The following is a 24,153-nucleotide window of genomic DNA, read 5'->3' on the forward strand; positions in this document are numbered from 1 at the left end:
AGTTCCGGATCACGACACCGCTGCTCACGACACCACCATTCACGACACCGCCGTCAGGCTGCCCCGGGCGACGAAGGCGATGTGGTCGCGCAGCCGCTCGACGTACAGCCGCAGGTTCTTCGCCGCCACCTCCGTGTCCGGATACCGGCTGGCCAGCCAGAGCCCTTCGGGCAGCCGGTTCACCCACACGCACACCTGGTCGCCGTACGACACCCGGATCAGCCCGTGTGCCCGCTGCTCGGCCCAGCGTTCGGCACCCGGCATGGACCGGGTGTCGCAGTACGAGACGATCGAGTACAGGTCCGGCGAGGTCGGCCGGAAGTCCGCGCCGAGCAGGCTGAGCACCCGGGCCAGCGGCATCCGGGTCAGCGGACGGTTGGCGCGCAGCTCGTCCCGCACGGTCCGCATGGCGTCCCGCAGGGCCGTCGTACGGCCCACCGCGACCTCGATCGGGGCGCCCCCGACGTACCAGCCGACCGAGTCGCTCCACCGGGACCTCACCCGCGTGTGGAAAGGCACCACCGTCCGGTACACCGACTGGCCGCCCAGCTCGCGCACGATCAGCGCGGTCGCGGCCAGCAGGCCGACCTGGCTGCCGCCGTAGGGCCGGCAGTACGCCTCGAACGCCGCCGCCTCGGCCGCCTCCGCCAGCGGCTCGCTCAGCATCCGCTGGCGCGGCAGCGGGCCGCCCGGCTCCACGCCGAGGTCCAGCGGGAAGCTCGGCAGCGTGCCGTCGCAGCGCCGGATGAAGGCGCGCCAGCGGTCGACGACCGCGTGCCGGGCGTCGATGCCGTCCGCGTCCGCCCGCTCGATCTGGCAGAAGTCGACGTAACTGGCCACCGATTCACCGCGGTCGGGCTCGGCACCGGTCAGGCCCGCCGTGTACAGCTCCTGCACCTCGGCGGGGATCCGCTGCAGGGAGTAGGCGTCGACGTTGCTGTGGTCGAAGGCCATGTACACGCTGACTCCGTCGGCCCGGACGACCGCCGTGTAGATCAGGTTGGGCCAGCGCAGCGCGTCCGCGACCGTGTCGAAACGGTCCTGGAGGTGCCGGACCAGTTCCTCGGCGTCGGGGAAGTCGCCCGCCTCCTCCCGGTGCAGGGTCACGTCGGCCGCGTCGAGGGTGAACCGGCGCAGTTCGTCACCCGCCCAGCGGAAGCCGCTGCGCAGCGTCTCGTGCCGTACCGTCCAGGCACGCAGCGCCTCCTGGAGCACGTCGAGGTCCACCGGACCCGGCAGGTCGAAGGTGGTGCCGAGCCAGGTCGGCACGAACAACCCGCCCTCCCGGACGCACTTGGCGGTGCGGATGTGGGACTCCTGGATGTAGGCGGGGGGCCTGGAGTCCTCCGGGAGCGCCGTCGCCGCCGCGACGGTCGCCGGGCTCAGCGTCCACTCGACGAGCCGTCCCGGCCGGGCCTCGCAGCGCTGGATGTCAGTGATTCGCACGCGTCTCCCATCACAGAAAAGGGGCCCTGGATGCGGGCCCCCGCCAAGGCAATGCCGTGGGACGCGACCGGGACATGCCCGCCCGGTTCATTTCAAACGATCGGGTGGCCCGGCGAACGCGGGGTTGATTAACCGACGGTGATCGAGTCCAGCTTCTCGCGCAGGTACACATGCGAGTCGACCGGCGGATACGCCACGCGCCCGACCGGCGCGGGCACGGACTCCACCAGGGTGCCCGGGGTGCACTCACCGAAGTACACGAGCGACATCAGCTCCTCGGCCGGCGCGTCGGCGGGCGGTGGCAGCACCCGGTGCCGCCCGGACCGCCACCGGTCACCGGTCCAACGGGCCAGCAGATCGCCGACGTTGATCGTGAGCGCGGTGGGGTCGTGGGGCGCGTCCTCCCAGCCGCCCGCCTCCGTGTACACCTGGAGCCCGCCCTTGCCGGCCTGCCGGTCGAGGATGGTCACGGTCCCGAAGTCGGTGTGCGGCCCGATCCGGAACTGCCCCGGCTCCGGCTGCCCGACTACGTCCGTCCCCGGGTACCAGTTGATGTTGAAGCCGTACGTCGGATGGTCCATGTGCCGGGTGAAGAAGTCGGGTTCGAGCCCGAGGGCGTAGCCCAGCAGGGACAGCAGTTCCTTCTCCAGGCCGGCCATCCTCGCGAGGTACTCCTCGCACAGCGGCCGGAGCCCGGGAACCTCCGCCGGCCACACGTGGGGCGCGGACCACTCGGCGCGGACGACCGGGTCGGCGAAGGCCTCGTCCGCGGCGAAGGTCAGCGACTCCTTCAGATCGGGCGGTGTCTCGGTCCCTTCCGCGTACCCGTTGGCCTCGGCACCGGGTCCGAGCCAGCCGCGAGCGCCGACCTTCGCCTCGTAGGCCCGTTTGACCTCGGCGGGCAGCAGGAAGAACTCCCGCGCGGCCGCCCGGATCCCGGCGGGCAACCGGGGGTCCACGCAGTGCCCGGTGACCAGCAGGAACCCGGCGGTCTGCAAGGCCTGGTCGACGGTACGGGCGAGGGCGGCGCGGCTCTCCTCGTCGCCGCTCAGCCAGGGGGCCAGGTCGATGGTGGGAACACGCGCGTCAGTCACCGATGTCCTCGTTCCACAGTTCCGGGTCGTCCTTGACGAAGGCGCGCATCAGCGCGACGCACTCCGGGTCCTGGAGCACCAGGATCTCCACACCGTGCCCGGCGAGCCAGTCGTGGCCGCCGTGGAAGGTGGTCGCCTCGCCGATCACCACCCGGGAGATGCCGAACTGACGGACCAGACCGGAGCAGTACCAGCAGGGGGAGAGGGTCGTGACCATGGTGGTGCCCCGGTACGACCGCTGCCGCCCCGCCGCCCGGAACGCGGCGGTCTCCGCGTGCATGGAGGGGTCGTCGTCCTGGACGCGCCGGTTGCGGCCACGGCCGAGCAGGGTGCCGTCGGGGCCGTAGAGCGCGGCGCCGATCGGAATGCCGCCCTCGGCCAGCCCGGCACGGGCCTCGGCCACGGCGGTGGCGAGCCAGGCGCGGGCCTGTTCCCGGTCCATACGGTCATTGTCCGGCAGCCGAGAGGACCGCGTGGTCGGCGCGCCGGATCCTGCTGCGTCCCGTCCCTCAGTTCTTCGCCGCGCTGACCGACAACCAGATCCGGTCCGGCAGGACCACCGCGGCCTCGTCCAGGTTCGCGTCCTCTATGCCGGACAGCCGGCGGCGGGCGACGGCGATCACCGGGCCCAGGATCAGCGCCTCGAGCAGCGGCGCCGGAAGCGGAGCCAGCTCGCCGGCGTCGACGTAGCGCTGTGCCCACTGGGCCAGCGGTGACAGCCGGGCCTCCTGCGCGTCCCGCAGCCGCCGGCCGTCGGCCATGCCCTGGCGGTCGGCGTAGGAGGAGTGCAGGAGCGCGGCGGCCTCGCGGTGCTCCTGCACGAAGCCCAGATAGGCGCCGACCAGGGCCCGGATGCCCGTGTGCGCCGTACGCGTGCCTTCCAGGGCCCCGACCAGTTCGCCCAGCAGCCGTTCCAGCCAGCGCGCCACCAGCGCGTTCATCAGCCCGTCGATGCTGCCGAAGTGGTGGTAGAGGCTGCCCGGGCTGACCCCGCTCGCCTTCGTGACGGCCCCCACCGTCAGCCCCTGGTCGCCCGCCTCCGCGTACACGCGCAGGGCAGCGTCCAGAACGGTCTCTACGGTCGCTTCACCGCGTTGTTGTTTCCGGCTCATACTGGAATGCTTTTCTAGAAAGGTATTTTAGAACAGTGGTCTGTCGCACCACCCTGGTGCACATCCTCACATCCGGGAGCCGCCCATGTCGTCACCCCAGTCGCCCCAGCCGTCCGAGCCGAAGAAGCAGGGTGTGGCCTGCCTCGGCGTGCTCGGAGTCGTCGCCCTCGTGCTGATCGTCCTCTTCGCGGTCAACCACGGCGGGAGCGGCGACGGTTCGGCCGACGGCGCCGAGCCCTCGGCGTCCTACTCGGGGACGTACGACCCGTACACCAGCGAGCCGACCGCCAGTGACCCGTACACGAGTGATCCGTACGTGAGCAGCAACCCGTACGCCAGCCCCACCCCCACCCCCACCCCCGAGGCGAGCCCGTACACCTCCGGCACCTGCCTCAACGGCAGCCTGCCGGACTCCACCACCGCCCAGTCCGTCAGTGGCGTGGACGAGGTCTCGTGCTCCGCGTCCGACGCGCACTACCAGGTCATCGAGACCATCCCGCTGACCACGGACATGAGCCGGTGCAGCAGCAACCCCCGTACCCAGTACGCCTTCTCGTCCCGCTACACCATCAACGGCGCGACGATCAACTCGTACGTCTACTGCCTGGTTGGTCTCGGGTCGTACGCGCGCTGACGGTAGGTTTCCGGAAGCCAACTGATCCACAGGGGGAAAGAGTTGAACGGGGAACACTGCGGCGTGGAGCCGCTGGAGGGCGACGATCCACGGCGGATCGGTCCGATCCCGCTGGTCGGACGTCTCGGGTCCGGCGGCATGGGGCGCGTCTACCTCGGTGTGCACCAGGGGCGGTACGCCGCCGTCAAGCAGGTCCTGCCCTCGGTCGTCGGCGAGGACAAGGACTTCGTCCGCCGCTTCGGACACGAGCTGGACAACCTCTCCCGGCTGCCCGCCGGAGCGACCACACCGCTGCTCGCCGGGGACCGCGACGCCCGGCCGCCTTGGTTCGCGACCGCGTACGTGCCCGGGCTGACGCTGCGCGAGGCCGTCGAGGCGCACGGCGGGGCGCTGCCGGCCGAGTCGCTGTGGCTGCTGCTGCGCAGGGCGGCGGAGGGACTCGCGGCGGTGCACGCGCTGGACATGGTCCACCGGGACATCAAGCCGTCCAACGTCATGCTGACCCTCGACGGCGTCACCCTCATCGACTTCGGGGTCGCCCGCGCCGCCGAGCAGAGCCAGCTGACCCGGACCGGCATGGTCGTGGGCACTCCCGCCTACATGTCACCCGAACAGGCCTCCGGGGCAAGGCGGCTGACCGGTGCCGTCGACGTCTTCGCGCTCGGGTCCGTGGTGGCGTACGCGGGGTGCGGGCGTCCGCCGTTCGGCGACGAGTCCGGGCACGCGGTGCTGTACCGGATCGTGCACGAGCAGCCCGACCTGGGCGAACTGCGCGCCCTGGACCCGGAGTTGGCCTCCGTCGTCGCGTCCTGCCTGGACAAGGACCCCGAGGGCCGGCCCACCGCCGCCGAACTGCTCGACCTGACGGCCGCCCACGCCCCGACCGGCACCCCGCTCTGGCCGGAGTCCGTCACCGGACGCCTCACCGTCCGGGCGCAGTTCGCGGCACAGGTGCCGGAGGCGGGGGAGCGGGCGACCGAAGTCGAGGACGGGGGCGCGGGAGCCGAGGAGGAGGCCGAGCCCGAGCCCGAGCCCGAGGTCGTCGTAAGGCCCCGGCCCGATGCGCGGCCGGAGCGGCCGGAGCGGGAGCGGAGGCGCAAGCGCGTGGTGCTGGCCGTCGTACCGATCGTCGTCGGCGCCGGGGTGGCGACCCTGGCCTTCCAGCTGGCCCCCTACACCACCGACACCCACCGCGACGGCGCCGCCGGCACCCCGGGCACCTCGGTCTCCGCGTCGGCGGGCCCCTCCGGGTCGCCGGGACCGGACACGAGGGACTCGTCCTCCGCCTCCCCGACGGGCGGGAAGAAGAAGGACGACAAGGGCGGCAAGGACGACAAGGGTGCCAAGGGTGGCGGGGGCAACGCGGAGAAGGGGCAGCCGGACCAGACGGATCAGAAGGGGACGGACGGCTCCGACGGAGGGGGCGGCGGCGGTGACTCCGGCTCGGGATCCGGGGCCGGCGGCTCGGGAGGTTCGAGCGGCTCCGGCGGTGGATCCAACAGTTCCGGAGGGGCCGGGGGCTCGGGCGGCTCGGGCGGCTCGTCGGGCGGGAGCGCCGGGTCAGGGTCCGGGTCAGGGTCCGGTTCGGGGTCCGGGTCCGGCACCTTCCACCTGAAGAACGGCGAGAACGGCAAGTGCCTGATCCAGGTCTACGGCTCCTCCGGCCTCGGCTCCTGCTCGGACCCGTCCGCCCGCTGGACCTTCCGCAGTGCGGCCGGCGGCAGCGTCAAGGTCGTCAACGTCTCGACCGGCAGCTGCCTGAGCGCCAACGGCAACAACCAGGCGGTCTTCGTCGGCGACTGCAGCCTGGACGGCGGCAACCTCCACTGGAAGACGGGCTCCGGCGACTCCCTGCACACGGTCCTCGACGGCGGCTGCCTCGACCTCGCCTTCGGCGGTGGTGTGGGCGAGGCGACCTGCCAGTCCGGGGCGTCCTCGCAGAGCTGGGCGAGGACGTGAGGGGCTCGGCTACCCGCTGATCATCCCGATGATCGCGCGCACCGCCTCGGCGACCGGCTGCCCGACCGCCCCGACGGTGCTCGCGATCCCGGCGATCGCCATCAGCGCACGATGCCGCTCCTGCGCGGGCACGGCGGCGTCGGGGCTGACGGCGGGCAGGGACTCGTCCAGCAGCTGGGCGCTGGGGGCCGGGACCTGGGCGCGCAACGCGGCGATGAGGCTGTGCAGTTCGGCGAGGGCCGCGACCAGGGCGGGGTCCTGCTGCCCGGCACCGGGGACCCCGTGGTTCTTCACGATGCCCTGGTTGCCCTGGCCGCCGTACATGTTCACGTTGTCGCCGTAGTAGTAGTTGCCGCTCATGCGCCGATCCCCACGTTTCCGCTGCCGCCGTACATGTTGACGTTGTCGCCGAAGTAGTAGTTCTTCGGCGAGAAGTGAAGGCTCTCCACCGTCACCTTGAACTCGGTGTCCGGATGATCGATGGCGTAGGAGATCTGACCGACGACCTGGTCCAGATACCTCGGGTCCTGGCTGGTCACCAGCGCGGTGGACGCGCCCGAGGTCTCGACCGCGAGGACGTGGTGGTCGGCGGCCAGCAGCACCGAGAACAGGTCGACGACGAGGTAGATCTCGACGGCGAGGGCCGCGATCCAGACGAACGTGACATAGCCGGCCGCGCCGGAGTCCCCGCCGCCGGCCGCGAGCGAGGGCAGCCCCGGCAGCATCGCTATGAACCCGGTGATCAGCGTTCCGGCGGTGTAGCGCAGGAACCGCAGCACGGCCTCCTTGCGCTTGGGGCGCAGGAGGAAGCTGTAGACGCGGGCGATGTTGTGCAGCGGGTACACCGCCGCGCCGATCCACAGGATCCGCTTGCTGACCCGCAGCTCCACCCCGATGGCGGCCGGACGCCGGGGCGGCGCGGGCACGTCGGGCATGAACGGCGGGGAGGCGGGCGGGGCGCTCGGCGGCGCGGGTGGTGCGGTGGCGGGCGCGGCCGGTGGCTCCTGGGCCGGGTGCATGTCTCTGTCCCCCAGAGGTCAAACGATCAGGTGCAGCTCGTAACAGCCATTAACCACAGGTCAGTTGGGGGAAGGCAAGTCGTTTCGCGGCGGTCACTCGCTCTTGGGGTCGTCCTTTTTCCCGAGCGACTTGAGGAACTCGGGGTTGTCGTCGGGAGCGACCCAGTTCGGCGCGGCGGTGCGGTGCCGTTCGGAGGGCGTGGGCCCGCCGGCCGCCGCCCGCCGCCCCCGTCCGGTGATCAGCCAGGCGACCGGCCCGACCAGCACCTCGCCGAAGAGCAGGATGATGATCACCCACACCACCTTCGGCAGATGCCGTACCTCTTCCTCCGGGGTGTTCAGGCAGTCCACGAAGGCGTAGATCCACAACGCCAGGACCAGCAGAAACGGCAGATACCTGAGCATGGCGTGCGATCCCCCGACGAAGTGAGACGGCCCCGGTGACCGGGCCAGAGTAGCGGGTGGCCGATACTGGTACGCATGGCTTACGACGATCTTCGCTCCCTGCTGCGGGCGCTGGAGCGCGAGGGAGACCTCAAGCGCATCAAGGCCGAGGTCGACCCCCATCTGGAAGTCGGGGAGATCGTCGACCGGGTGCAGAAGGCGGGGGGTCCCGCACTGCTCTTCGAGAACGTGAAGGGCTCGGCGATGCCCCTCGCGATGAACGTCTTCGGTACCGACCGGCGACTGCTCAAGTCGCTCGGGCTGAAGTCGTACGGCGAGATCTCCGAGAAGATCGGCGGACTGCTGCGGCCCGAGCTGCCGCACGGCTTCGTCGGTGTGCGCGAGGCCTTCGGGAAGCTGGGCGCGATGGCTCACGTCCCGCCGAAGAAGGTGAAGGCGGACAGCGCGCCGGTGCAGGAGGTCGTGCTGCAGGGCGACGAGGTCGACCTCGACCGGCTCCCGGCGCTGTTCACCTGGCCCCAGGACGGCGGCTCCTTCTTCAATCTGGGGCTCACCCACACCAAGGACCCGGAGACCGGCATCCGGAACCTGGGCCTGTACCGGCTCCAGCGCCACGACCGGCGCACCATCGGCATGCACTGGCAGATCCACAAGGACAGCCGCAACCACTACCAGGTCGCGGCGCGCCGGGGCGAGCGCCTCCCGGTCGCGATCGCCTTCGGCTGCCCCCCGGCCGTGACGTACGCCTCCACCGCTCCGCTGCCCGGCGACATCGACGAGTACCTGTTCGCCGGGTTCATCGCGGGCAAGCGGATCGAGATGGTCGACTGCAAGACGGTCCCGCTGCAGGTGCCCGCGAACGCGGAGGTCGTCCTGGAGGGCTGGCTGGAGCCGGGCGAGATGCTGCCCGAGGGTCCCTTCGGCGACCACACCGGCTTCTACACCCCGCAGGAGCCGTTCCCGGCGCTGAAGATCGACTGCGTGACGATGCGGAAGCGGCCGCTGCTCCAGTCGATCGTCGTCGGCAGGCCGCCCACGGAGGACGGCCCGCTCGGCCGGGCCACGGAGCGTTTCTTCCTCCCGCTCCTCAAGATCATCGTCCCGGACATCGTGGACTACCACCTGCCCGAGGCCGGCGGCTTCCACAACTGCGCGATCGTCTCGATCGACAAGAAGTACCCCAAGCACGCGCAGAAGGTGATGCACGCGATCTGGGGGGCGCACATGATGTCCCTGACGAAGCTGATCGTGGTCGTGGACTCCGACTGTGACGTCCACGATCTGCACGAGGTCGCCTGGCGGGCCCTCGGCAACACCGACTACGCCCGCGACCTCACGGTCGTCGAAGGCCCCGTCGACCATCTCGACCATGCCTCCTACCAGCAGTTCTGGGGTGGCAAGGCGGGGATCGACGCGACGAAGAAGTGGCCGGAGGAGGGCTACACGCGCGACGGCGGCTGGCCCGACATGGTGGAGTCCGACCCGGATACGGCGGCACTGGTGGACCGCCGCTGGAAGGAGTACGGCCTGTGAGCACCGCCTCTGCCGCGATCCCTCAGCCGGGACGCACGAAGGCCTTCCTGCGGCTGGTGATGATCGAGCACTCGGTCTTCGCGCTGCCCTTCGCCTACATCGCCACGCTCACGGCGATGTACGAGTGGGACAAGAACATCCACTGGGGCCGGCTGCTGCTGGTCACGGTCTGCATGGTCGGCCTGCGTACGTTCGCGATGGCGGTCAACCGGATCATCGACCGCGAGATCGACGCCCGCAACCCGCGCACCGCGCACCGCGAGCTGGTCACCGGCGCGATGTCGGTCCGGCACGCCTGGACCGGTGCCCTGATCGCCCTGGTGGTCTTCCTCGGCGCGGCGGCCCTGCTCAACCCCCTGTGCCTGGCGCTGGCCCCGGTGGCGGTGATCCCGATGGTGGTCTACCCCTACGGCAAGCGCTTCACGAACTTCCCGCAGGCGATCCTCGGCCTGGCCCAGGCCATGGGCCCGATCGGCGGCTGGCTGGCCATCTCCGGTACCTGGTCCTGGGACGCGGTGCTCCTCGGCCTCGCCGTGGGCATCTGGATCGGCGGTTTCGACCTGATCTACGCCTGCCAGGACGTCGAGACCGACCGCGAGATCGGCGTCATGTCGGTGCCGGCCCGCTTCGGCATCCCGGCGGCGATCCGGGGCGCGCGGGTCTGCCACACGCTGACGACGGCCCTGTTCGTCTGGTACGGGGTGGCCACGGGCGCCGGGGCCTTCTTCTGGCTCGGCCTCCTGATCGTCGCCGGCGCCTTCCTCTACGAACACCGCATCGTCCGCCCCCACGACCTGTCCCGCCTCAACCGGGCCTTCTTCCAGGTCAACGGCTTCATCGGCATTGCCCTGTTCGTGTGTGCCCTGCTGGACCTCCTGGTCCGGGGCCTGACCGTCTGAGTGACCTCGGGCCTGCACGGGCCCGAGGCCCCCGCGTCCGGGACGCGGACCCCAAGGCGTCCGACCCGGCCTGAGTCCTTCCCGACCCACCGGTACGCTCAAGGTGTGAACGCAGGAGAAACGCAGCGCGAGCCTTGGATCGTGGGGGTGTCCGGAGCTTCCGGGACGCCCTATGCGGCGGCCGTGCTGCGGGCGTTGCTGGCAGCGGGGGAGGCGGTGGACCTGGTGGTCAGCCGGGCCTCGCGGCTGACGCTGCTGGACGAGACGGGGATCTCGTTCCGGGACGCCCACTGGCAGGACGACCTGCGGGAATGGCTGGGCCGGGGGGCGGACGGCAAGCCCGGGACCTTCGACGCGGACATCAGCGGGGTGCGGTACTGGAGCGCGGGCGACCTCGCCGCCGGTCCGTCCTCGGGGTCGTACCCGGCGAAGGGCATGCTGATCGTGCCCGCGTCCACGGCGTGCGTGGCGGGTGTCGCACTCGGGCTGTCCAAGGACCTGCTCCAGCGCACGGCGAGCGTCACGCTCAAGGAGCGCCGGACGCTGGTCGTGGCCGTACGCGAGGCTCCGCTGAACGGGCAGACGCTGCGTCACCTCGTGGCGCTGGACGACGCCGGCGCCACCGTCGTACCGGCCTCGCCCGCCTTCTACGCGGGCGCCACCCACATTCAGGACCTGGTGGACTTCGTCGCCGGGCGGGTGCTGGACGCGGCGGGCGTCGAGCACGGCCTGTACCGGCGCTGGAAGGGCGACCTGGGCGGCGGGTCGGCCGACTAACCGGGCAGGCGCGGTCGCACCGGGTACTACTCAGCACTACCTCTCATCAACTCGGAACTCTTCACCGGAAGGCTTCGATCGCATGGACGCGGTGGACAGGCAGCTCATCCAGGCCCTGAGGGAGAACGGCCGGGCCTCGTACGCGGAGCTGGGGCGCCTCGTCGGCCTGTCGGGACCCAGCGTCACCGACCGCATCAACCGGCTGGAGGCGGCCGGTGTCATCACCGGCTACCGCGCCACGGTGAACGCGGCCTCGCTCGGCCTCGGCGTCACCGCGCTGATCGGCATCTCGCTCTCCGACGCCGCCGACCACGAGGACGTCGCCCAGCGGGTGCGGGACCTGCCGGAGATCGAGGACTGCTGGTTCATCGCCGGCGACGACTCGTTCATGCTCAAGGTCCGGGCGGCCGACGTGGACGGTCTGGAGCGGATCATCCGTAGGCTCAGCGGGACCAAGGGTGTCTCCCGTACCCGTACCACCATCGTGCTGTCCACGAAGTGGGAGAACCGGGTCGGAGAGCTGCCCGAAGAGGTGTAGGGATACCGTGGGGCAGTCGTCGTAGAAAGGTGTTGGCATGGATGTCGGGCTCAAGCGCGAGCTGGAGGAGAAGGTCCGCTCCGGCGAGCGGCTGACCCGCGAGGACGGCATCGCGCTGTACGAGTCGGACGACCTGGCCTGGCTCGGCGGCCTCGCGCACGAGGTGCGGACCCGCAAGAACGGTGACGTCGTCCACTTCAACGTCAACCGGCACCTCAACATGACCAACGTGTGCACGGCGTCCTGCGCCTACTGCTCGTTCCAGCGCAAGCCGGGCGAGAAGGACGCGTACACGATGCGCATCGAGGAGGCCGTCAAGCTCGCCACGGCGATGGAGTCGGAGAACCTCACCGAACTGCACATCGTCAACGGCCTGCACCCGAACCTGCCGTGGCGGTACTACCCCCGGTCGCTGCGGGAGCTGAAGGCCGCGCTGCCGAACGTGTCGCTGAAGGCCTTCACGGCCACCGAGATCCACCACTTCGAGACCATCAGCGGTCTGTCGGCCTCGGAGATCCTGGACGAGCTGATCGACGCCGGTCTGGAGTCCCTCACCGGCGGTGGCGCCGAGATCTTCGACTGGGAGGTCCGGCAGCACATCGTGGACCACCGCACCCACTGGGAGGACTGGTCCCGGATCCACCGGCTGGCGCACGAGAAGGGTCTGAAGACCCCGTGCACCATGCTCTACGGCCACATCGAGGAGCCGCGGCACCGGGTCGACCACGTCCTGCGCCTGCGTGAACTCCAGGACGAGACGAACGGCTTCCAGGTCTTCATCCCGCTGCGCTACCAGCACGACTTCGTGGACATGAAGGACGGGAAGGTACGCAACCGGCTGCAGGCCCGGACCCAGATGGCCACCGGCGCCGAGGCGCTGAAGACCTTCGCCGTCTCCCGTCTCCTCTTCGACAACGTCCCGCACGTGAAGGTCTTCTGGGTCATGCACGGCGTGCAGACCGCCCAGCTGGCCCTCCAGCACGGCGCCGACGACATGGACGGCTCGGTCGTCGAGTACAAGATCACACACGACGCGGACAACTACGGCACCCCGAACAAGCTGACCCGCGAGGATCTGCTGGAGCTGATCCGGGACGCCGGCTTCCGTCCGGTGGAGCGCAACACGCGCTACGAGATCATCCGCGAGTACGACGGTCCCGACCCGGCCCGCCGGGAGTCCCCGCAGCCGATGCGGGTGTGATTCCGCTCGGTACGAGGGCGTGCGGGTAATGGATACGATGCCCGCATGCCCCTTACCTTCACGCTGGACCCCGTCATGACCCCCGACCTGCGCGACGGCTTCCTGGAACTGTGGACGGACGTCTCCAACGCGGGCGGGGCCGTCGGCTTCGTGGCGCCGGTGACGGCGGAGGACATACGCCCCGAGGTGGTCCGGTACCTCACCCAGCTCGCCGAGGGGCGCAGCCGGCTGCTCGTCGGGCACGACGAGCAGGGGCGGGTCGCCGCCACGGCGTTCCTCACCTCCAACACCCACCGGCTGATGACGCACTGGGTGTGGCTGTACACGGTGATGGTCCACCCCCGGCACCAGGGCAACGGGTACGGCCGGGAGCTGCTCGCGGCCGCCGCCGACGCGGCCCGCACGCTCGACGGCGTCGAGGCGATCCGGCTCGGCTGCCGGGGCGGCCTGGGCCTGGAGCGGTTCTACGCCTCCTGCGGCTACAAGGAGGTCGGCCGGGTGCCCGCCGCCATCCGGGTCGCGCCCGGGGACGACCGCGACGACGTCACCATGCTGCTGCCGCTCGTCTGACCCCCCTGCATGATCGCCCCCGGACCGTGCTTCACTGGACGCTGACCCTTTTGGAATCGGACGAGTGGATTGAGATGCTCCGCTACACGCTGATGCGCCTCGGCATCTTCGCCGGCTGCCTCGTGGTCGTCTGGGGAGCCGTCTACTCCGGCATCTTCCCGCGCGGCTTCGGCAACTCCAACCTCCTGTGGGTACTGCTGCTCTCCCTGGTGCTGTCGGCGCCGATCAGCTGGGTTGTGCTGCGCAAGGAGCGGGAGCGGGCCTCGGTGCAGATCGTGGGCAAGGTCGACCGGATGAAGGCCAACCTGGAGGCGAACCGCAGCCAGGAGGACATCGCCGACGACAGCGCCCGGGCGCAGGGCCAGCCCTCCTGACCGACGGCGTGGCGCCCGGTCCCCGGGCCGCCATTAGCCTTGCTCCCATGGGTGGGGCGAAGACCAAGCGGATGCCGCGTGCGGTGCGGGAGCAGCAGATGCTCGACGCCGCCGTGCGGATCTTCGGCCAACGCGGCTACATGGCCGCGTCGATGGACGAGATAGCCGAACTCGCCGGCGTCTCCAAGCCGTTGGTCTATCTGTACCTGAACTCCAAGGAAGACCTCTTCACCGCCTGCATCCGCCGCGAGGCGACCGCGCTGACGCGGGCCGTGCGCGCCGGGGTCCGCACCGATCTGCCCGCCGACCGTCAGCTGTGGGACGGTCTGCTCGCCTTCTTCGCCCACACCGCCGAGCACCCTGACGCCTGGTCCGTCCTCCATCTTCAGGCCCGCACCCACGGTGAGCCCTTCGCGGCCGAGGTCGCCGCGATGCGCACGGAGATCGTCGCGTTCGTGACCCGCCTCGTCGTCGTCGCCGCACGTGCGGCCCACCGCGACCCCGATCTGCCCGAACACGAGGTCGCCGGCCTCGCCGAGGCCCTGGTCGGCGCGGCGGAGTCGCTGGCCGCGTGGGCCAACGCCACACCTGGCGTCACGGCCCGGCAGGCGACGGTCACGCTGATGAACTTCGCCTGGGCGGGGATGGGCAATCTGATGAGGGGCAACCGGTGGGCTCCGCCGGCTGACGAGGTCTAGCGCCGTCGGGGGACTTCGCCCGGCGACGGCGAGGAACACCGACGGCGCCCAGCCCACCGCCCCCACCTCCGCGGGGCCGGCGCCACCCGCTTCCGTCCCACCCCGTACAACTTCTTCGCCCCGCGCCCGGCAGCCCGCCGCGCGGCGCCCCGTACGCCCCCCGGACCGGCGGACACCACCGGCAGCGGACGTCAGCGCTGCCGTACGGGTCGGTGACACCGGGCAGACATGCCGTGAAGGTCAGGACGGGGTATGAGGGCGAGCGGGGAAAGGGCTGGGAAATTCCCTGCCGATCGGCCTCGACTCGCCTTGATTCACCGTGCGTTCGCCGGAGGGTTCAGCCGGAGAGCGGTTCTGCTTCCCCGGTCAGCGGCCGTACCTCCCCGGACAGATGGAGCCGGTCGCGGCCGTCGCGCAGTTCGAAGCGGCCGGTGCCGTCCGCGCCGTACGCCACCGTCCCCGGCAGCAGCACCGGCGTGGCGAACCGGGCCCGGACCACGGCCGCGCCGGGCGTGCCGTGGGCGGCCAGGCAGCGGGCCACCGTCCACATGCCGTGCGCGACGGCCCTCGGGAAGCCGAAGAGGCGGGCGGTGAACGGGTGGAGGTGGATGGGGTTGCGGTCACCGGACGCCGCGCCGTACCGCCGCCCGACGTCCTCGCCGAGCCGCCACTCGGCTACGCGCGGCAGCGCGGGCGGCCGTTCCTCGCGGGGGCCGCGGGCTTCGCCGGTGCGGTGCCGGGCGAGATAGGTGCTGCGGGACTCCCAGACGAGGGCGTCGCCCGAGGCCAGTTCGGTCACCACCGTCGCCTCGGTGCCGCGCCGGTGCGGGGCCAGGCCGTCGATGCGGACGGCGAGGGTGTACTCGCCCGTGGCCGGCAGATCGGTGTGCCGGACGATGTCGATCGAGGTGTGGACCAGGCCCAGCAGCGGCAGCGGGAAATCGCGGCCGCTCATCAGCCGCATGGCCAGCGGGAAGCCCAGGACGTGCGGATAGGTGACGGGCAGCGCGTCCTCCCCGGCGCCGATGCCGATTCCGACGCCGGTGGCGAAGCCGCACACCCGCTCGTAGGCGGCCAGCCGCGCCAGATCGACGCGGAGTTCGGGCAGGACGAGCCTGGTGCGCGGGAACTCCGCGTCGGGGGAGGGGCGCCTGAACGGCGAGCGCAGGGCGCCCCGGGCCAGCAGGGGCGCGAGCGCGGGCGTACCGGTGAGGGTGACGACGGTGGTCATCAGGCCTCCAGTCGGAGATTACTCTGGAGTAAGGTTACCGGTGGTAAGTCTATGTGATCCACTTAACGCGAGCCCCTGTCATAAAACCCACGAGGTTGCACATCCCCGGCCCCGGACCATCCCGGAACCCGCACAAGGCCCTCACGGCGGGCCCGTACGATCACCTGGCCTGACCGGCGGTAACCCCTTTCCGCGGCCCGCCGCCGGTGAACGCCTCGGTGTGCGAGGCACGTACGTCATGCAGCAAGCAGTGCACCGCTGCACGCCTGAGGAGCCGCCCGTGTCCACCCCGTACCCGAACGCCCCCGCCTCCTCCGCCGCCCCCGTCTCGGCCGTCGACTACGACGGCCGCCCGGTCCTGGTGGAGCCCTGGGTCCAGCGGCTGGACGGCTCTGTACGCGAGGCGCACGTACCGCCGTTCGTGCCCCCGGTCACCCATGGCTCGCTCGCGGACCTGCCGTTCGAGAACGCCGAGTCCGCCCCTGGCGCCGTCGTGCTCGGCCGTCGGCAGCCCGACGGCCGCTGGGCGGACGTGACCGCTGCCGACTTCGCCGGGCAGGTGCTCGCGGCGGCCAAGGGGCTGATCGCCGAGGGGCTGGTGCCGGGCGACCGGATCGCCGTCATGGCCCGCACCCGCTACGAGTGGACGCTGCTCGACTTCGCCGCCTGGGCGGCCGGACTCGTCACCGTGCCCGTCTACCCCACCTCCTCCGTCTTCCAGACCCGCTGGATCCTGCACGACTCCGGCGCCCGCGCCCTCGTCACCGAGACCGCCGCCGAGGCCGCCGCCATCGGCCCCGAGCTGCCGCACCTGCCCGACCTGCGCCATCTGTGGGTGATGGACAAGGAGCACGTGACGCGGCTCGCGGAGGCCGGTGCGCAGGTGCCGGACGGCGAAGTCGCCGTACGGCGGGGCATGCTGGGCCCCGACACCCTCGCCACCCTCATCTACACCTCCGGCACCACCGGCCGCCCCAAGGGCTGCGCCCTCTCCCACGGCAACTTCTTCGCCGAGGTCGACAACGCCATCGAGCTGCTCTACCCGGTCTTCAAGGCGCAGGACGAGGACCCGTCGGTGCTGCTGTTCCTACCGATGTCCCATGTGTTCGGGCGCATGGTGGCCATCGCGTGCGTGCGGGCGCGGGTGCGGCTCGGGCACGCCCCGAGCCTGGCCGCCGAGGACCTCCTGCCGGACCTGGCCGTCTTCCGGCCGACCGCCCTGCTGACCATCCCGTACATGCTGGAGAAGATCTACAACTCGGCCCGCGCGAAAGCCGAGTCGGGCGGCCGGGTCGCGGTCTTCGACCGGGCGGCGACCGTCGCCGTCCGCTACGGCGAGGCGCTGGAGGCCCGGCAGACCGGCACCGGCGGCGGCCCGAGCCGCTCCCTGAAGACCGCCCGCACCTTCTACGACCCGCTCGTCTACCGCAAGATCCGGGCCGCGATGGGCGGTCGGGTCCGGTACGCCATCTGCGGCGGCTCCCCGCTCGGCCGCCGCCTCGCCGCGTTCTACGCCGGCGCCGGCATCGAGATCTTCGAGGGGTACGGCCTGACGGAGACCACCGCCGCCACGACCGTCACCCCGCCGCTCAAGCCACGCCTCGGCACGGTCGGCTGGCCGCTGCCCGGGACACGGGTGCGGATCGCGGCCGACGGGGAGATCCTCGTCGCCGGCGACCATGTCCTGCGCGGCTACTGGGATCCGCAGGCCGGCGGTGTCGTCCCCGCGACCCGGGACGGCTGGCTGGCGACCGGCGACATCGGCGAGCTGGACGACGAGGGCTACCTCACCATCACCGGCCGCAAGAAGGAACTGCTGATCACGGCGGGCGGCAAGTCGGTGGCCCCGGCGCCGCTGGAGAACTGGCTGCGCCAGCACCCGCTGATCTCCCAGGTGATGCTGGTCGGCGACGGCCGTCCGTACGTCTCCGCGCTGATCACCCTCGACCCCGACGGCGTCACCCACTGGCGCCTGATGCTCGGCAAGCACCCGGTGCCGCCGGAACTCCTGCTGGGAGACCCCGAGTTGGAGGCGATCCTGCAGCGCGCGGTGGACGAGGCCAACAAGCTGGTCTCCCGCCCCGAGTCCATCCGCCGCTTCGTCGTCCTCCCCACGGACTTCACCGAGACGGCCGGCCACCTCACCCCGTCGATGAAACTCCGCCGCGACCAGATCATGCGCGACTTCGCGAGCGAGGTGGAGGAACTGTACGCCGTCCGGGGGCGCTGACACCGGGCCGGCCGCGGCCCGCGTTCACGGTCGGCACCCGCTCCCGCCGGTCCCGCTTCGGTCCGGACTCCGCGGGGGGCGTGGAGCGGGTTGCCGCCTGGGTCGGTTGCGGCCCGCCGTCGATCCTCGTACGGCACTTGAGGTCCAGTCAATCCTTGGGTTTTATCGGCAGACCCCAGTGTTAGCTTGGGTGTTGTGACCCTCGAAGACCTGCGTGTGTTCGTGGCCGTGTGCCGGGCCGGCAGTCTCAGCTCCGTCGCCCGGGACCTCGGCTGTACCCAGTCCGCCGTCAGCCAGCACGTCAAACGGCTGGAGCGGGAGACGGGGCTGGCCCTGCTGGAGCGCCAGCCGCGCGGGGTCGTCCCGACGCAGGCCGGCCGCGTCCTGGAGGCGGCGGCCGCCGAGGGCATCTCCGGTCTCGACCTCGCCGTACGGCAGTTGCGCGATCTGCTCGACGGGCACAGCGGGCACGTCCGCGTGGCCACCGGCGCCACCACCGTGCGGCACTTCATGTCCGACGCGGTCGTCACCTTCCGGCGCCGGCACCCCAAGGTCAACCTGGAGTTCCGCACGGTCAGTTCGGGTCGCGGCACCTTCGACGCGCTCGCCGACGGCACCCTCGACCTCGCCTGGATCACCCTGGGCCCGCCGGTGCGGGGCATCGAACAGCGGACCGTGGTCGAGCTGCCGTGGGTGCTCGCCGTCCCGGCCGACGACCCGCTGGCCGTCCGGCCCCGGCTCGACCCCGCCGACCTGGCCGACGTCCCGCTCATCCGGCTGCCGCCGAACTCCGCCTCCGCCGCCCATCTGGACGCCGCCTGCGCCGAGTCGGGTGTCCGGTTCGCCTACGACGCCTCCGTCGCCGACTGGGACACCGCGCTGCTGCTCGCCGAACTGGGCGCGGGCCGGGCCGTCGTACCCGCCGTACCCGGGCTGCCCATGCCCGGTGAGGGCCCGCTGCGACTGATCCCCCTGCCCGGCCTGAGACCGCTCCCGGTCGGCTGGGCGGTCCGCCGCTGGGACGCGCTCAGCCCGCCGGCCCGGGCCTTCGCGGACACCGTGCGCGTCCGCCCGCGGCATGGGTGCGGGGACGGGTAGCGGGTGCGGGGGCCGTCGTCCCGGTCTGTTGCCGCGGCCGGTCCGGGGGTCGGGGCCGTGGCCGTCCTCGGCCGGCCGGGCAGTGCGGTTCCGGGACGTGCTCGGTCCCCCGGCCCGGGCCCTCGCGGACGTCGCGCGCATCCGCCCGCGGCACATGCGGGAAAACCGGTAGCGTGCTCTGAAAGCCCGTCACCCGAGCCCGCCGGCCCAGCGGGAGCCCGTGCAGGGAACCGTCCGGGACCGGAACGGTATCGCCCGCTCATAACCTGCCGTTCCACCCTCGCCGACTTCGTCCCCCGAGCAGAGGCATGAAAGAAGACAACGACGTCCGCCGGATCTTCCTGCTGAACCCGGACCAGCGTCTCGTCCGCGAGGCCGTGCACGCCGGTGTCCAAGTGCGCTCGGCCCGGGCCGACGCCCACGACGAGCCCGCCCTGCGCGCCCTCCTCGACGAGGCCGCGGCGGCCGGGCTGTTCGTCAACCCCGCCCGCTCCCTCACGCTGCTGGCCGACCCCGAGGCCGTCCAGCGGCTGGTCCGCGACAACCGGCTCTCGCCCGGTGACGCCCAGGTGGCCCCCGGCTCCCTCGGGCTGACCGTGGAGACGCTGAGCGTGCACGGCATGCACCAGGCCGTCGGGATCACCGCGCGCATGCCCTACGGCCTGCTGCACCCGGCCCCGCTGACCGAGGACACCGCCGCCGAGGTGCGCGCCGTGGTGACCGCCCTGCTGGACCTGACCGGATACCAGTACGGGCCCGCCCACACCAGCGTCGCCCTCACCCCGCGCGGCCCGGTCATCACCGGCTGCCGGGCGGGCCTCGCCCGGGACCCGGTGCCCGAGCTGCTCAAGGCGGCCGGCGGCTGCGACCTGGCGGCCGGCGCCGTCGACGTGCTGTCCGGACGGCTCGTGGACACCGTGCGGCCGGGCCGGTTCGCGGCGGCGGCCGTGCTGAACCCGCCGTGGCGGCTGGAGACCGCCGAGGTGGGCGTCCTGCCGCACGTGCGGCACGTCTCGCCCCCGGACGCCCTCGGCCCCGGACACCTCGTCGTGCACGCCGACTCGCCCGAGGTGGCCGCCCAGCGGGTGACCTCCCTGACGGCGCTGGTCACCGGCGACGCGAGCTGATCCGGGGACCGGGAACGGATCGGGAACGAACCGGTACGGCCCGCGGGCACCGTTGATATGTCGCCGGAAGAAGGACGACGACGCCAGCGACACCAACGGGAGGCGGAGTCAGGATGCTGAAGTTCTCGGTCCTCGGGGCACTGCAGATCCGTACCGTGTCCGGTCCCGCGGAGATCTCCGGCGACCTGCAGCGCACCCTCGTGCAGACGCTGCTGATCAGCGAGGGCCGGCCGGTCTGCGGGGAGAGCCTCGTCGAGGAGATGTGGGGCGAGGCCGTGCCCGACAACCAGGCCAACGCCCTCCAGGCGCACGTCAGCCGGCTGCGCCGCAAGCTGCGCGCCCTGGAACCGGACCGGCCGGCCTCGCGGGTCACCATCCACCCCTCCGGCTACCGGCTCACCGTGGCCGAGGGCGAACTGGACGCCGCCGAGTTCGTCAGCGCCGTACGACGGGCCGAGGCGGCCGCCCCCGAGGACGCGGACGACACCGCCCGGCTGCTCGGCGCGGCGCTGGCGCTGTGGCGCGGGCCCGTCTTCGGCGGCTTCCCCGGCGGCACCCTGTGCCAGCTGGCCGGCGCCCGCTACGAGGAGTACCGGATGCGCGCCATGGAGCTGCGTTTCGACGCCGAGCTGCGCCTCGGCCGGCACGCCGCCGTCCTCGCGGAGCTGACCGAGGCGCACACCAACCACCCGTTACGGGAACGGTTCTGCGAGCAGCTGATGATCGCCCTGTACGGCGCGGGCCGACAGGCCGACGCCCTCGACGTCTTCCGCCGGATGCGCCGCCTGCTGGACACCGAGCTGGGCATCCAGCCCTCCCCGGCGCTGCGCCGCGTGGAGAACGCGATCCTGTGCCACGACCCGGCCCTGGCAGGCGATATGCATTCGACCCTCCTCCAGCTCGCGTGAAGATGGTTAGCTGTCCGCCAGGACCGAACGGGGTACCGGGACCCAGCTGTTCACCGGGACCGGGCCGTTCACCGGGACCGGGCCGGGCGCCGGGACGGCGGAATCATCCCCTCCGTGCCGCTCGTTCGGGTACAACCTAGGTGGTCCCGAACATCTCGGGCCGGTCGGTGCGACGGGGCGGAGGGGACGGGTTCGTGGAATCGGCGGCATCCGGTCGTCCTGTCGTACGGTTCAACATCCTCGGGTCGCTGGAAGGCTGGCACGGCGAACGCCGGCTGCGGCTCGGCAGCCCGACCCAGGAACGCGTCCTGGTGACCCTGCTGCTGGAGCCCGGGCGCATGGTGCCGCTGACCCGGCTGGTCGCCGCCGCCTGGGACGAGGAGCCACCGCAGACCGCCGGCCACCAGATCCGCAAGTCCGTCGCCGCGCTGCGCACCCACATCCCCGACGGCGCCTCGACGATCGTCACCGACGGCGCCGGATACCGGGCCATGCTCGGCGAACAGCAGCTGGATCTGCACGAGTTCACGCAGTGGGCACGCCAGGCCCGGCAGGCGGTGTCCGCCGGACGACCCGCCGAGGCGGTCGGGCATCTGCGGGCCTGCCTGGACCTGTGGCGCGGCCCGGTCATGGCGGGCGCCGGCGGCACGGTGATCTCCGCGGCCTCCGCGGCGCTGGAGGAGCGCCACATGGCGGTCGCCGAGCAGTACTTCGAGTTACAGCTCGAACTCGGCCAGTCCGCCGAACTGGTCGGCCCCCTGCGCGAGTTGGTCATCGCGCACCCGTTGCGGGAGACCCTGCGCGGCCGGCTGATGGTCGCCCTGTACCGGGCGGGCCGGCAGGCCGAGGCACTGGAGGAGTTCGGCCGGGTCCGCGCGCTGCTCGTGGAGGAGCTGGGCATCGACCCCGGCGCCGAACTGACCCGGCTGTACGAGGCCATCCTGTGCGACAGTCCCGAAGTCGCCCCGCGGGTACCGCAGTCCGTCGCCGACCGCGCCGCCCTCCTCGCGCCCGCGGCCTACCTCCAGCCGTCCGCGTCCGAGCCCGCGCCCTGCACCCTGCCCTACGACCTGCCGGACTTCACCGGGCGGGAGCAGGAGCTGGCGCGGATCCTCGCCGTGGGGCGGGCCCCGGCCACCGGGAGCACCCGGATCGTCGGCGTCGACGGCATGGGCGGCAGCGGCAAGAGCGCGCTCGCCGTGCACGCCGCGCATCTGCTGGCCGCCGACTACCCGGACGGGCAGCTCTTCGTCGACCTGCGCGGTTTCAGCCCGGGCGAGAAGGCGCAGGAGCCGTCCGCCGTGCTGCACTCCCTGCTGCGCGCCGTCGGCATCCCGGACGACCGGATACCCGACGACCTGGAGCGCCGCACCACCTTGTGGCGAACCGTTTCGGCGCAGCGAAGACTCCTGCTGCTCCTCGACAACGCCGCCGACGCGGCCCAGGTACGCCCGCTGCTGCCCGCCTCCGAGGACTGCCTGGCCGTCCTCACCGGCCGGGTCCGGATGCTCGACCTGGACGGCGCCGAGTGGCTCTCCCTCGGCCTGCTCTCGGCCGACGACAGCGCCACCCTGCTCACCCGGACCCTCGGTGCCGACCGCACCACCGCCGAACCCCAGGCCACCGCCCGGCTGGCCCGGCTGTGCGGCGGGCTCCCCCTGGCCCTGCGCATCACCACCGCCCGGCTGCGCAACCGCCCCCGCTGGACCGTGCAGTACCTGGTCGACCGGCTCGCCGACGAGACCCGGCGGCTGCGCGAACTGAGCGCCGGGGAACGCAGCGTCGAGGCCACGCTGCGGCTGTCGTACCAGGCGATGGAGGAGGGCCAGCGGGTCGCGTTCCGCTTGCTGGGCCTGCACCCCGGCAGCGCCATCGACGTCCACTCGGCCGCCGCGCTGCTCGGCACCGACGTCCACGACGCCGAGGACACCCTGGAGAACCTCCTCGACGCCCATCTGCTGGAACAGCACGAGGCGGGGCTGTACGGGTTCCACGACCTGGTGCGCACCTATGCGATGAGCGTGCGGGAGGCGGAGGACGATGAGGAGGGGGCGGTGGGGAGGTTGGTTTCTTATTACACGTTGGCTACTGATGTGGCGTGTGAAGTGCTGTTTCCCGGTCGCGAGCCCTTCGGTGACCCACCGGCCGACGACGCGCCGGAACTGCCTCCGCTGGACGGCGGCGAGCAGGCGCTGCGGTGGTTCGACCGTGAGTACGAGGCACTGCTCGCGATCGTCGCCCAGGCGGCAGCGCAGGATCTGCATCGCACCGCCGCGCTGCTGGCCCGCAACCTGCTGTTCTATCTCAACCTGCGCGGACACAACGAGCAGTTCCGAGTGGTCAGCTGCATCGCGGTAGGTGTTTGCCAGCAACTTGGCGACCGGGAGCTGCTGGGTCTGAGCCTGACCAACCTGGCGGTTGCGCACTGGTGGCTCGGCGACTTCCAGGACGGCATCGCCACCGCGCAGGAGGCCCTGGGCCTGGCCAGTGCTGACGATCGCAGCACCAAGGCGTTCTGCCTCGACGTGCTGGGCCTGCTGCACGGGGCGCTCGGCCATTTCGACGAGGCCCGCACCCACCTGTCCGAGGGCATCCGTCTGCACCGGGAGCTGGGAGCACCCCGCGACGAGGCGCAGGCCCTGGTCAACCTCAGCACCGTACAGACCTGGGCGGGCCACTACGCCGAGGGCGCCCGGCACGCGGCCCGGGCCACCGAACTCAACCGGCGCCTCGGCGAGCGCAACAACGAGATCTCCTCACTGACCTGGCTGGCCCTCGCCCACCTCGGCACCGGCGACGACGAGCGGGCTCGTGCCTGCCTGGCCCAAGCGCTCGAACTGTGCGACGAGTCGCGCAAACCGGGGAACGTGGCGGTCGTCCTCGCGCTGTGGGCGCAGGTCTGCCAGCGCCTCGGCGATGTGCGCTCGGTCGCTGAGCACGCCGAGCGCGCCCTGGATCTGGTCACCGCCGAGGGTAACGCCCTGCGGCAGGCGACCGTGGCGAACCTGGTGGGTCTGGTCTGTCTGCACCGTGGCGCGCCCGACCGGGCGATGGAACTGCACTGCCGTGCACACGAGTTGGCTTCCCGCCTCGGCTACCGCTTCGAGGTCGCCCGCGCGCTGCACGGCATGGCGGAGGCGGCGGATGCGCTGGGCGACGGCCTGTCGGCCCGTCGGCACAGGCAGGCGGCGGAGGCGCTGTACGACGCGATGGGCGTGACTGGGGCGGGCAGGCGGCTGTAGGCGGCAGCACCTGTCGAGCAGGCGTTCAGGAAGAACTGCACCGACGGGGGCTGTGCCC

Annotated in this window: 22 protein-coding genes and 1 pseudogene; 15 read left to right on the forward strand and 8 right to left on the reverse strand. The window is 71.9% G+C overall.

Annotated features, from left to right (window positions below; all coding sequences use genetic code 11):
* Positions 1–39: 39 nt before the first annotated feature.
* From ADK64_RS02585 to ADK64_RS02600, 4 genes are all read right to left on the reverse strand, one after another.
* Positions 40–1,446 (reverse strand): condensation domain-containing protein, encoded by a 1,407-nt coding sequence (locus ADK64_RS02585; RefSeq protein WP_053654499.1) that lies wholly within the window; start codon positions 1,444–1,446, stop codon positions 40–42.
* Positions 1,447–1,574: 128 nt separating this feature from the next.
* Complete coding sequence (locus tag ADK64_RS02590) at positions 1,575–2,540, reverse strand: isopenicillin N synthase family dioxygenase (protein WP_053654500.1); 966 nt, start codon at positions 2,538–2,540, stop codon at positions 1,575–1,577.
* Positions 2,533–2,982 (reverse strand): nucleoside deaminase, encoded by a 450-nt coding sequence (locus ADK64_RS02595; protein ID WP_053654501.1) that lies wholly within the window; start codon positions 2,980–2,982, stop codon positions 2,533–2,535. The genes ADK64_RS02590 and ADK64_RS02595 overlap by 8 nt, the downstream gene beginning before the upstream one ends.
* 67 nt (positions 2,983–3,049) lie before the next feature.
* A complete protein-coding gene (locus ADK64_RS02600) occupies positions 3,050–3,652 on the reverse strand; it encodes a TetR/AcrR family transcriptional regulator (protein WP_053654502.1) in 603 nt (200 codons plus the stop codon).
* A gap of 85 nt (positions 3,653–3,737) precedes the next feature.
* Between ADK64_RS02600 and ADK64_RS02605 the strand changes: the two genes are divergently transcribed.
* Positions 3,738–4,286: an LppU/SCO3897 family protein gene (locus tag ADK64_RS02605; protein ID WP_053654503.1), complete on the forward strand. Its 549-nt coding sequence runs from the start codon at positions 3,738–3,740 to the stop codon at positions 4,284–4,286.
* Between the two features lie 42 nt (positions 4,287–4,328).
* A complete protein-coding gene (locus tag ADK64_RS02610) occupies positions 4,329–6,245 on the forward strand; it encodes a serine/threonine-protein kinase (protein WP_234384438.1) in 1,917 nt (638 codons plus the stop codon).
* A 9-nt stretch (positions 6,246–6,254) separates the two neighbouring features.
* Here ADK64_RS02610 and ADK64_RS02615 read toward each other — a convergent pair whose 3' ends face one another.
* From ADK64_RS02615 to ADK64_RS02625, 3 genes and pseudogenes are all read right to left on the reverse strand, one after another.
* Complete coding sequence (locus tag ADK64_RS02615; protein WP_053654505.1) at positions 6,255–6,605, reverse strand: hypothetical protein; 351 nt, start codon at positions 6,603–6,605, stop codon at positions 6,255–6,257.
* Positions 6,602–7,264, reverse strand: a complete 663-nt coding sequence (locus ADK64_RS02620) for a DUF6232 family protein (RefSeq protein ID WP_234384439.1) — start codon at positions 7,262–7,264, stop codon at positions 6,602–6,604. The genes ADK64_RS02615 and ADK64_RS02620 overlap by 4 nt, the downstream gene beginning before the upstream one ends.
* Before the next feature lie 108 nt (positions 7,265–7,372).
* Positions 7,373–7,669, reverse strand: a pseudogene (locus tag ADK64_RS02625) (PLDc N-terminal domain-containing protein); the annotation flags it as partial.
* Positions 7,670–7,744: 75 nt separating this feature from the next.
* On the opposite strand from ADK64_RS02625, the gene ADK64_RS02630 reads away from it, so the two are divergent.
* The 8 genes from ADK64_RS02630 to ADK64_RS02665 all read left to right on the forward strand — a co-directional run bounded on the left by ADK64_RS02630 (position 7,745) and on the right by ADK64_RS02665 (position 14,259).
* Positions 7,745–9,202, forward strand: coding sequence for a menaquinone biosynthesis decarboxylase (locus ADK64_RS02630; protein WP_053654507.1), 1,458 nt, complete (start codon positions 7,745–7,747; stop codon positions 9,200–9,202).
* A complete protein-coding gene (gene mqnP, locus ADK64_RS02635) occupies positions 9,199–10,101 on the forward strand; it encodes a menaquinone biosynthesis prenyltransferase MqnP (RefSeq protein WP_053654508.1) in 903 nt (300 codons plus the stop codon). The genes ADK64_RS02630 and mqnP overlap by 4 nt, the downstream gene beginning before the upstream one ends.
* Before the next feature lie 105 nt (positions 10,102–10,206).
* The gene (locus tag ADK64_RS02640; RefSeq protein WP_053654509.1) at positions 10,207–10,878 is read left to right on the forward strand and encodes a UbiX family flavin prenyltransferase; all 672 of its coding nucleotides are present in this window, start codon (positions 10,207–10,209) and stop codon (positions 10,876–10,878) included.
* An 82-nt stretch (positions 10,879–10,960) separates the two neighbouring features.
* On the forward strand, positions 10,961–11,416 hold the full coding sequence (locus ADK64_RS02645; protein WP_053654510.1) for an Lrp/AsnC family transcriptional regulator: 456 nt from the start codon (positions 10,961–10,963) through the stop codon (positions 11,414–11,416).
* Between the two features lie 37 nt (positions 11,417–11,453).
* Positions 11,454–12,617, forward strand: a complete 1,164-nt coding sequence (mqnE, locus tag ADK64_RS02650) for an aminofutalosine synthase MqnE (protein ID WP_053654511.1) — start codon at positions 11,454–11,456, stop codon at positions 12,615–12,617.
* Positions 12,618–12,662: 45 nt separating this feature from the next.
* Positions 12,663–13,187 carry a GNAT family N-acetyltransferase gene (locus tag ADK64_RS02655; RefSeq protein WP_053654512.1) on the forward strand — a complete coding sequence of 175 codons (525 nt, stop codon included), beginning with the start codon at positions 12,663–12,665 and terminating at the stop codon, positions 13,185–13,187.
* A 74-nt stretch (positions 13,188–13,261) separates the two neighbouring features.
* Entirely contained in the window at positions 13,262–13,561 is a 300-nt protein-coding gene (locus tag ADK64_RS02660) for a DUF4229 domain-containing protein (RefSeq protein ID WP_053654513.1), read from the forward strand.
* 47 nt (positions 13,562–13,608) lie between these two features.
* On the forward strand, positions 13,609–14,259 hold the full coding sequence (locus tag ADK64_RS02665) for a TetR/AcrR family transcriptional regulator (RefSeq protein WP_199829459.1): 651 nt from the start codon (positions 13,609–13,611) through the stop codon (positions 14,257–14,259).
* Between the two features lie 337 nt (positions 14,260–14,596).
* Here the strand turns inward: ADK64_RS02665 and ADK64_RS02670 are convergent, their stop codons facing one another.
* Positions 14,597–15,490 (reverse strand): MaoC family dehydratase, encoded by an 894-nt coding sequence (locus ADK64_RS02670; RefSeq protein WP_053654514.1) that lies wholly within the window; start codon positions 15,488–15,490, stop codon positions 14,597–14,599.
* 280 nt (positions 15,491–15,770) lie between these two features.
* Here ADK64_RS02670 and ADK64_RS02675 point away from each other — a divergent pair, with 280 nt between their 5' ends.
* From ADK64_RS02675 to ADK64_RS02695, 5 genes are all read left to right on the forward strand, one after another.
* On the forward strand, positions 15,771–17,720 hold the full coding sequence (locus ADK64_RS02675; protein WP_053654515.1) for an AMP-dependent synthetase/ligase: 1,950 nt from the start codon (positions 15,771–15,773) through the stop codon (positions 17,718–17,720).
* A 195-nt stretch (positions 17,721–17,915) separates the two neighbouring features.
* Positions 17,916–18,818, forward strand: a complete 903-nt coding sequence (locus ADK64_RS02680) for a LysR family transcriptional regulator (RefSeq protein ID WP_053654516.1) — start codon at positions 17,916–17,918, stop codon at positions 18,816–18,818.
* A 308-nt stretch (positions 18,819–19,126) separates the two neighbouring features.
* A complete protein-coding gene (locus tag ADK64_RS02685) occupies positions 19,127–19,945 on the forward strand; it encodes a hypothetical protein (RefSeq protein WP_053654517.1) in 819 nt (272 codons plus the stop codon).
* Positions 19,946–20,058: 113 nt separating this feature from the next.
* A complete protein-coding gene (locus tag ADK64_RS02690) occupies positions 20,059–20,853 on the forward strand; it encodes an AfsR/SARP family transcriptional regulator (protein ID WP_053654518.1) in 795 nt (264 codons plus the stop codon).
* A gap of 194 nt (positions 20,854–21,047) precedes the next feature.
* Positions 21,048–24,095: an AfsR/SARP family transcriptional regulator gene (locus ADK64_RS02695; RefSeq protein ID WP_053654519.1), complete on the forward strand. Its 3,048-nt coding sequence runs from the start codon at positions 21,048–21,050 to the stop codon at positions 24,093–24,095.
* Positions 24,096–24,153 lie beyond the last annotated feature (58 nt).

It is taken from the genome of Streptomyces sp. MMG1121, assembly GCF_001280015.1.
Classification (GTDB): Bacteria; Actinomycetota; Actinomycetes; order Streptomycetales; family Streptomycetaceae; genus Streptomyces.

Bases quoted from the DNA above. Each gene is read 5' to 3' on its own strand.
- ADK64_RS02595 (WP_053654501.1), bottom strand. From the start codon at position 2,982: ATGGACCGGGAACAGGCCCGCGCCTGGCTCGCCACCGCCGTGGCCGAG.
- ADK64_RS02600 (WP_053654502.1), bottom strand. From the start codon at position 3,652: ATGAGCCGGAAACAACAACGCGGTGAAGCGACCGTAGAGACCGTTCTG.
- ADK64_RS02605 (WP_053654503.1), top strand. From the start codon at position 3,738: ATGTCGTCACCCCAGTCGCCCCAGCCGTCCGAGCCGAAGAAGCAGGGT.
- ADK64_RS02615 (WP_053654505.1), bottom strand. From the start codon at position 6,605: ATGAGCGGCAACTACTACTACGGCGACAACGTGAACATGTACGGCGGC.
- ADK64_RS02620 (WP_234384439.1), bottom strand. From the start codon at position 7,264: ATGCACCCGGCCCAGGAGCCACCGGCCGCGCCCGCCACCGCACCACCC.
- ADK64_RS02630 (WP_053654507.1), top strand. From the start codon at position 7,745: ATGGCTTACGACGATCTTCGCTCCCTGCTGCGGGCGCTGGAGCGCGAG.
- ADK64_RS02645 (WP_053654510.1), top strand. From the start codon at position 10,961: ATGGACGCGGTGGACAGGCAGCTCATCCAGGCCCTGAGGGAGAACGGC.
- mqnE (WP_053654511.1), top strand. From the start codon at position 11,454: ATGGATGTCGGGCTCAAGCGCGAGCTGGAGGAGAAGGTCCGCTCCGGC.
- ADK64_RS02655 (WP_053654512.1), top strand. From the start codon at position 12,663: ATGCCCCTTACCTTCACGCTGGACCCCGTCATGACCCCCGACCTGCGC.
- ADK64_RS02660 (WP_053654513.1), top strand. From the start codon at position 13,262: ATGCTCCGCTACACGCTGATGCGCCTCGGCATCTTCGCCGGCTGCCTC.
- ADK64_RS02665 (WP_199829459.1), top strand. From the start codon at position 13,609: ATGGGTGGGGCGAAGACCAAGCGGATGCCGCGTGCGGTGCGGGAGCAG.
- ADK64_RS02670 (WP_053654514.1), bottom strand. From the start codon at position 15,490: ATGACCACCGTCGTCACCCTCACCGGTACGCCCGCGCTCGCGCCCCTG.
- ADK64_RS02685 (WP_053654517.1), top strand. From the start codon at position 19,127: ATGAAAGAAGACAACGACGTCCGCCGGATCTTCCTGCTGAACCCGGAC.
- ADK64_RS02690 (WP_053654518.1), top strand. From the start codon at position 20,059: ATGCTGAAGTTCTCGGTCCTCGGGGCACTGCAGATCCGTACCGTGTCC.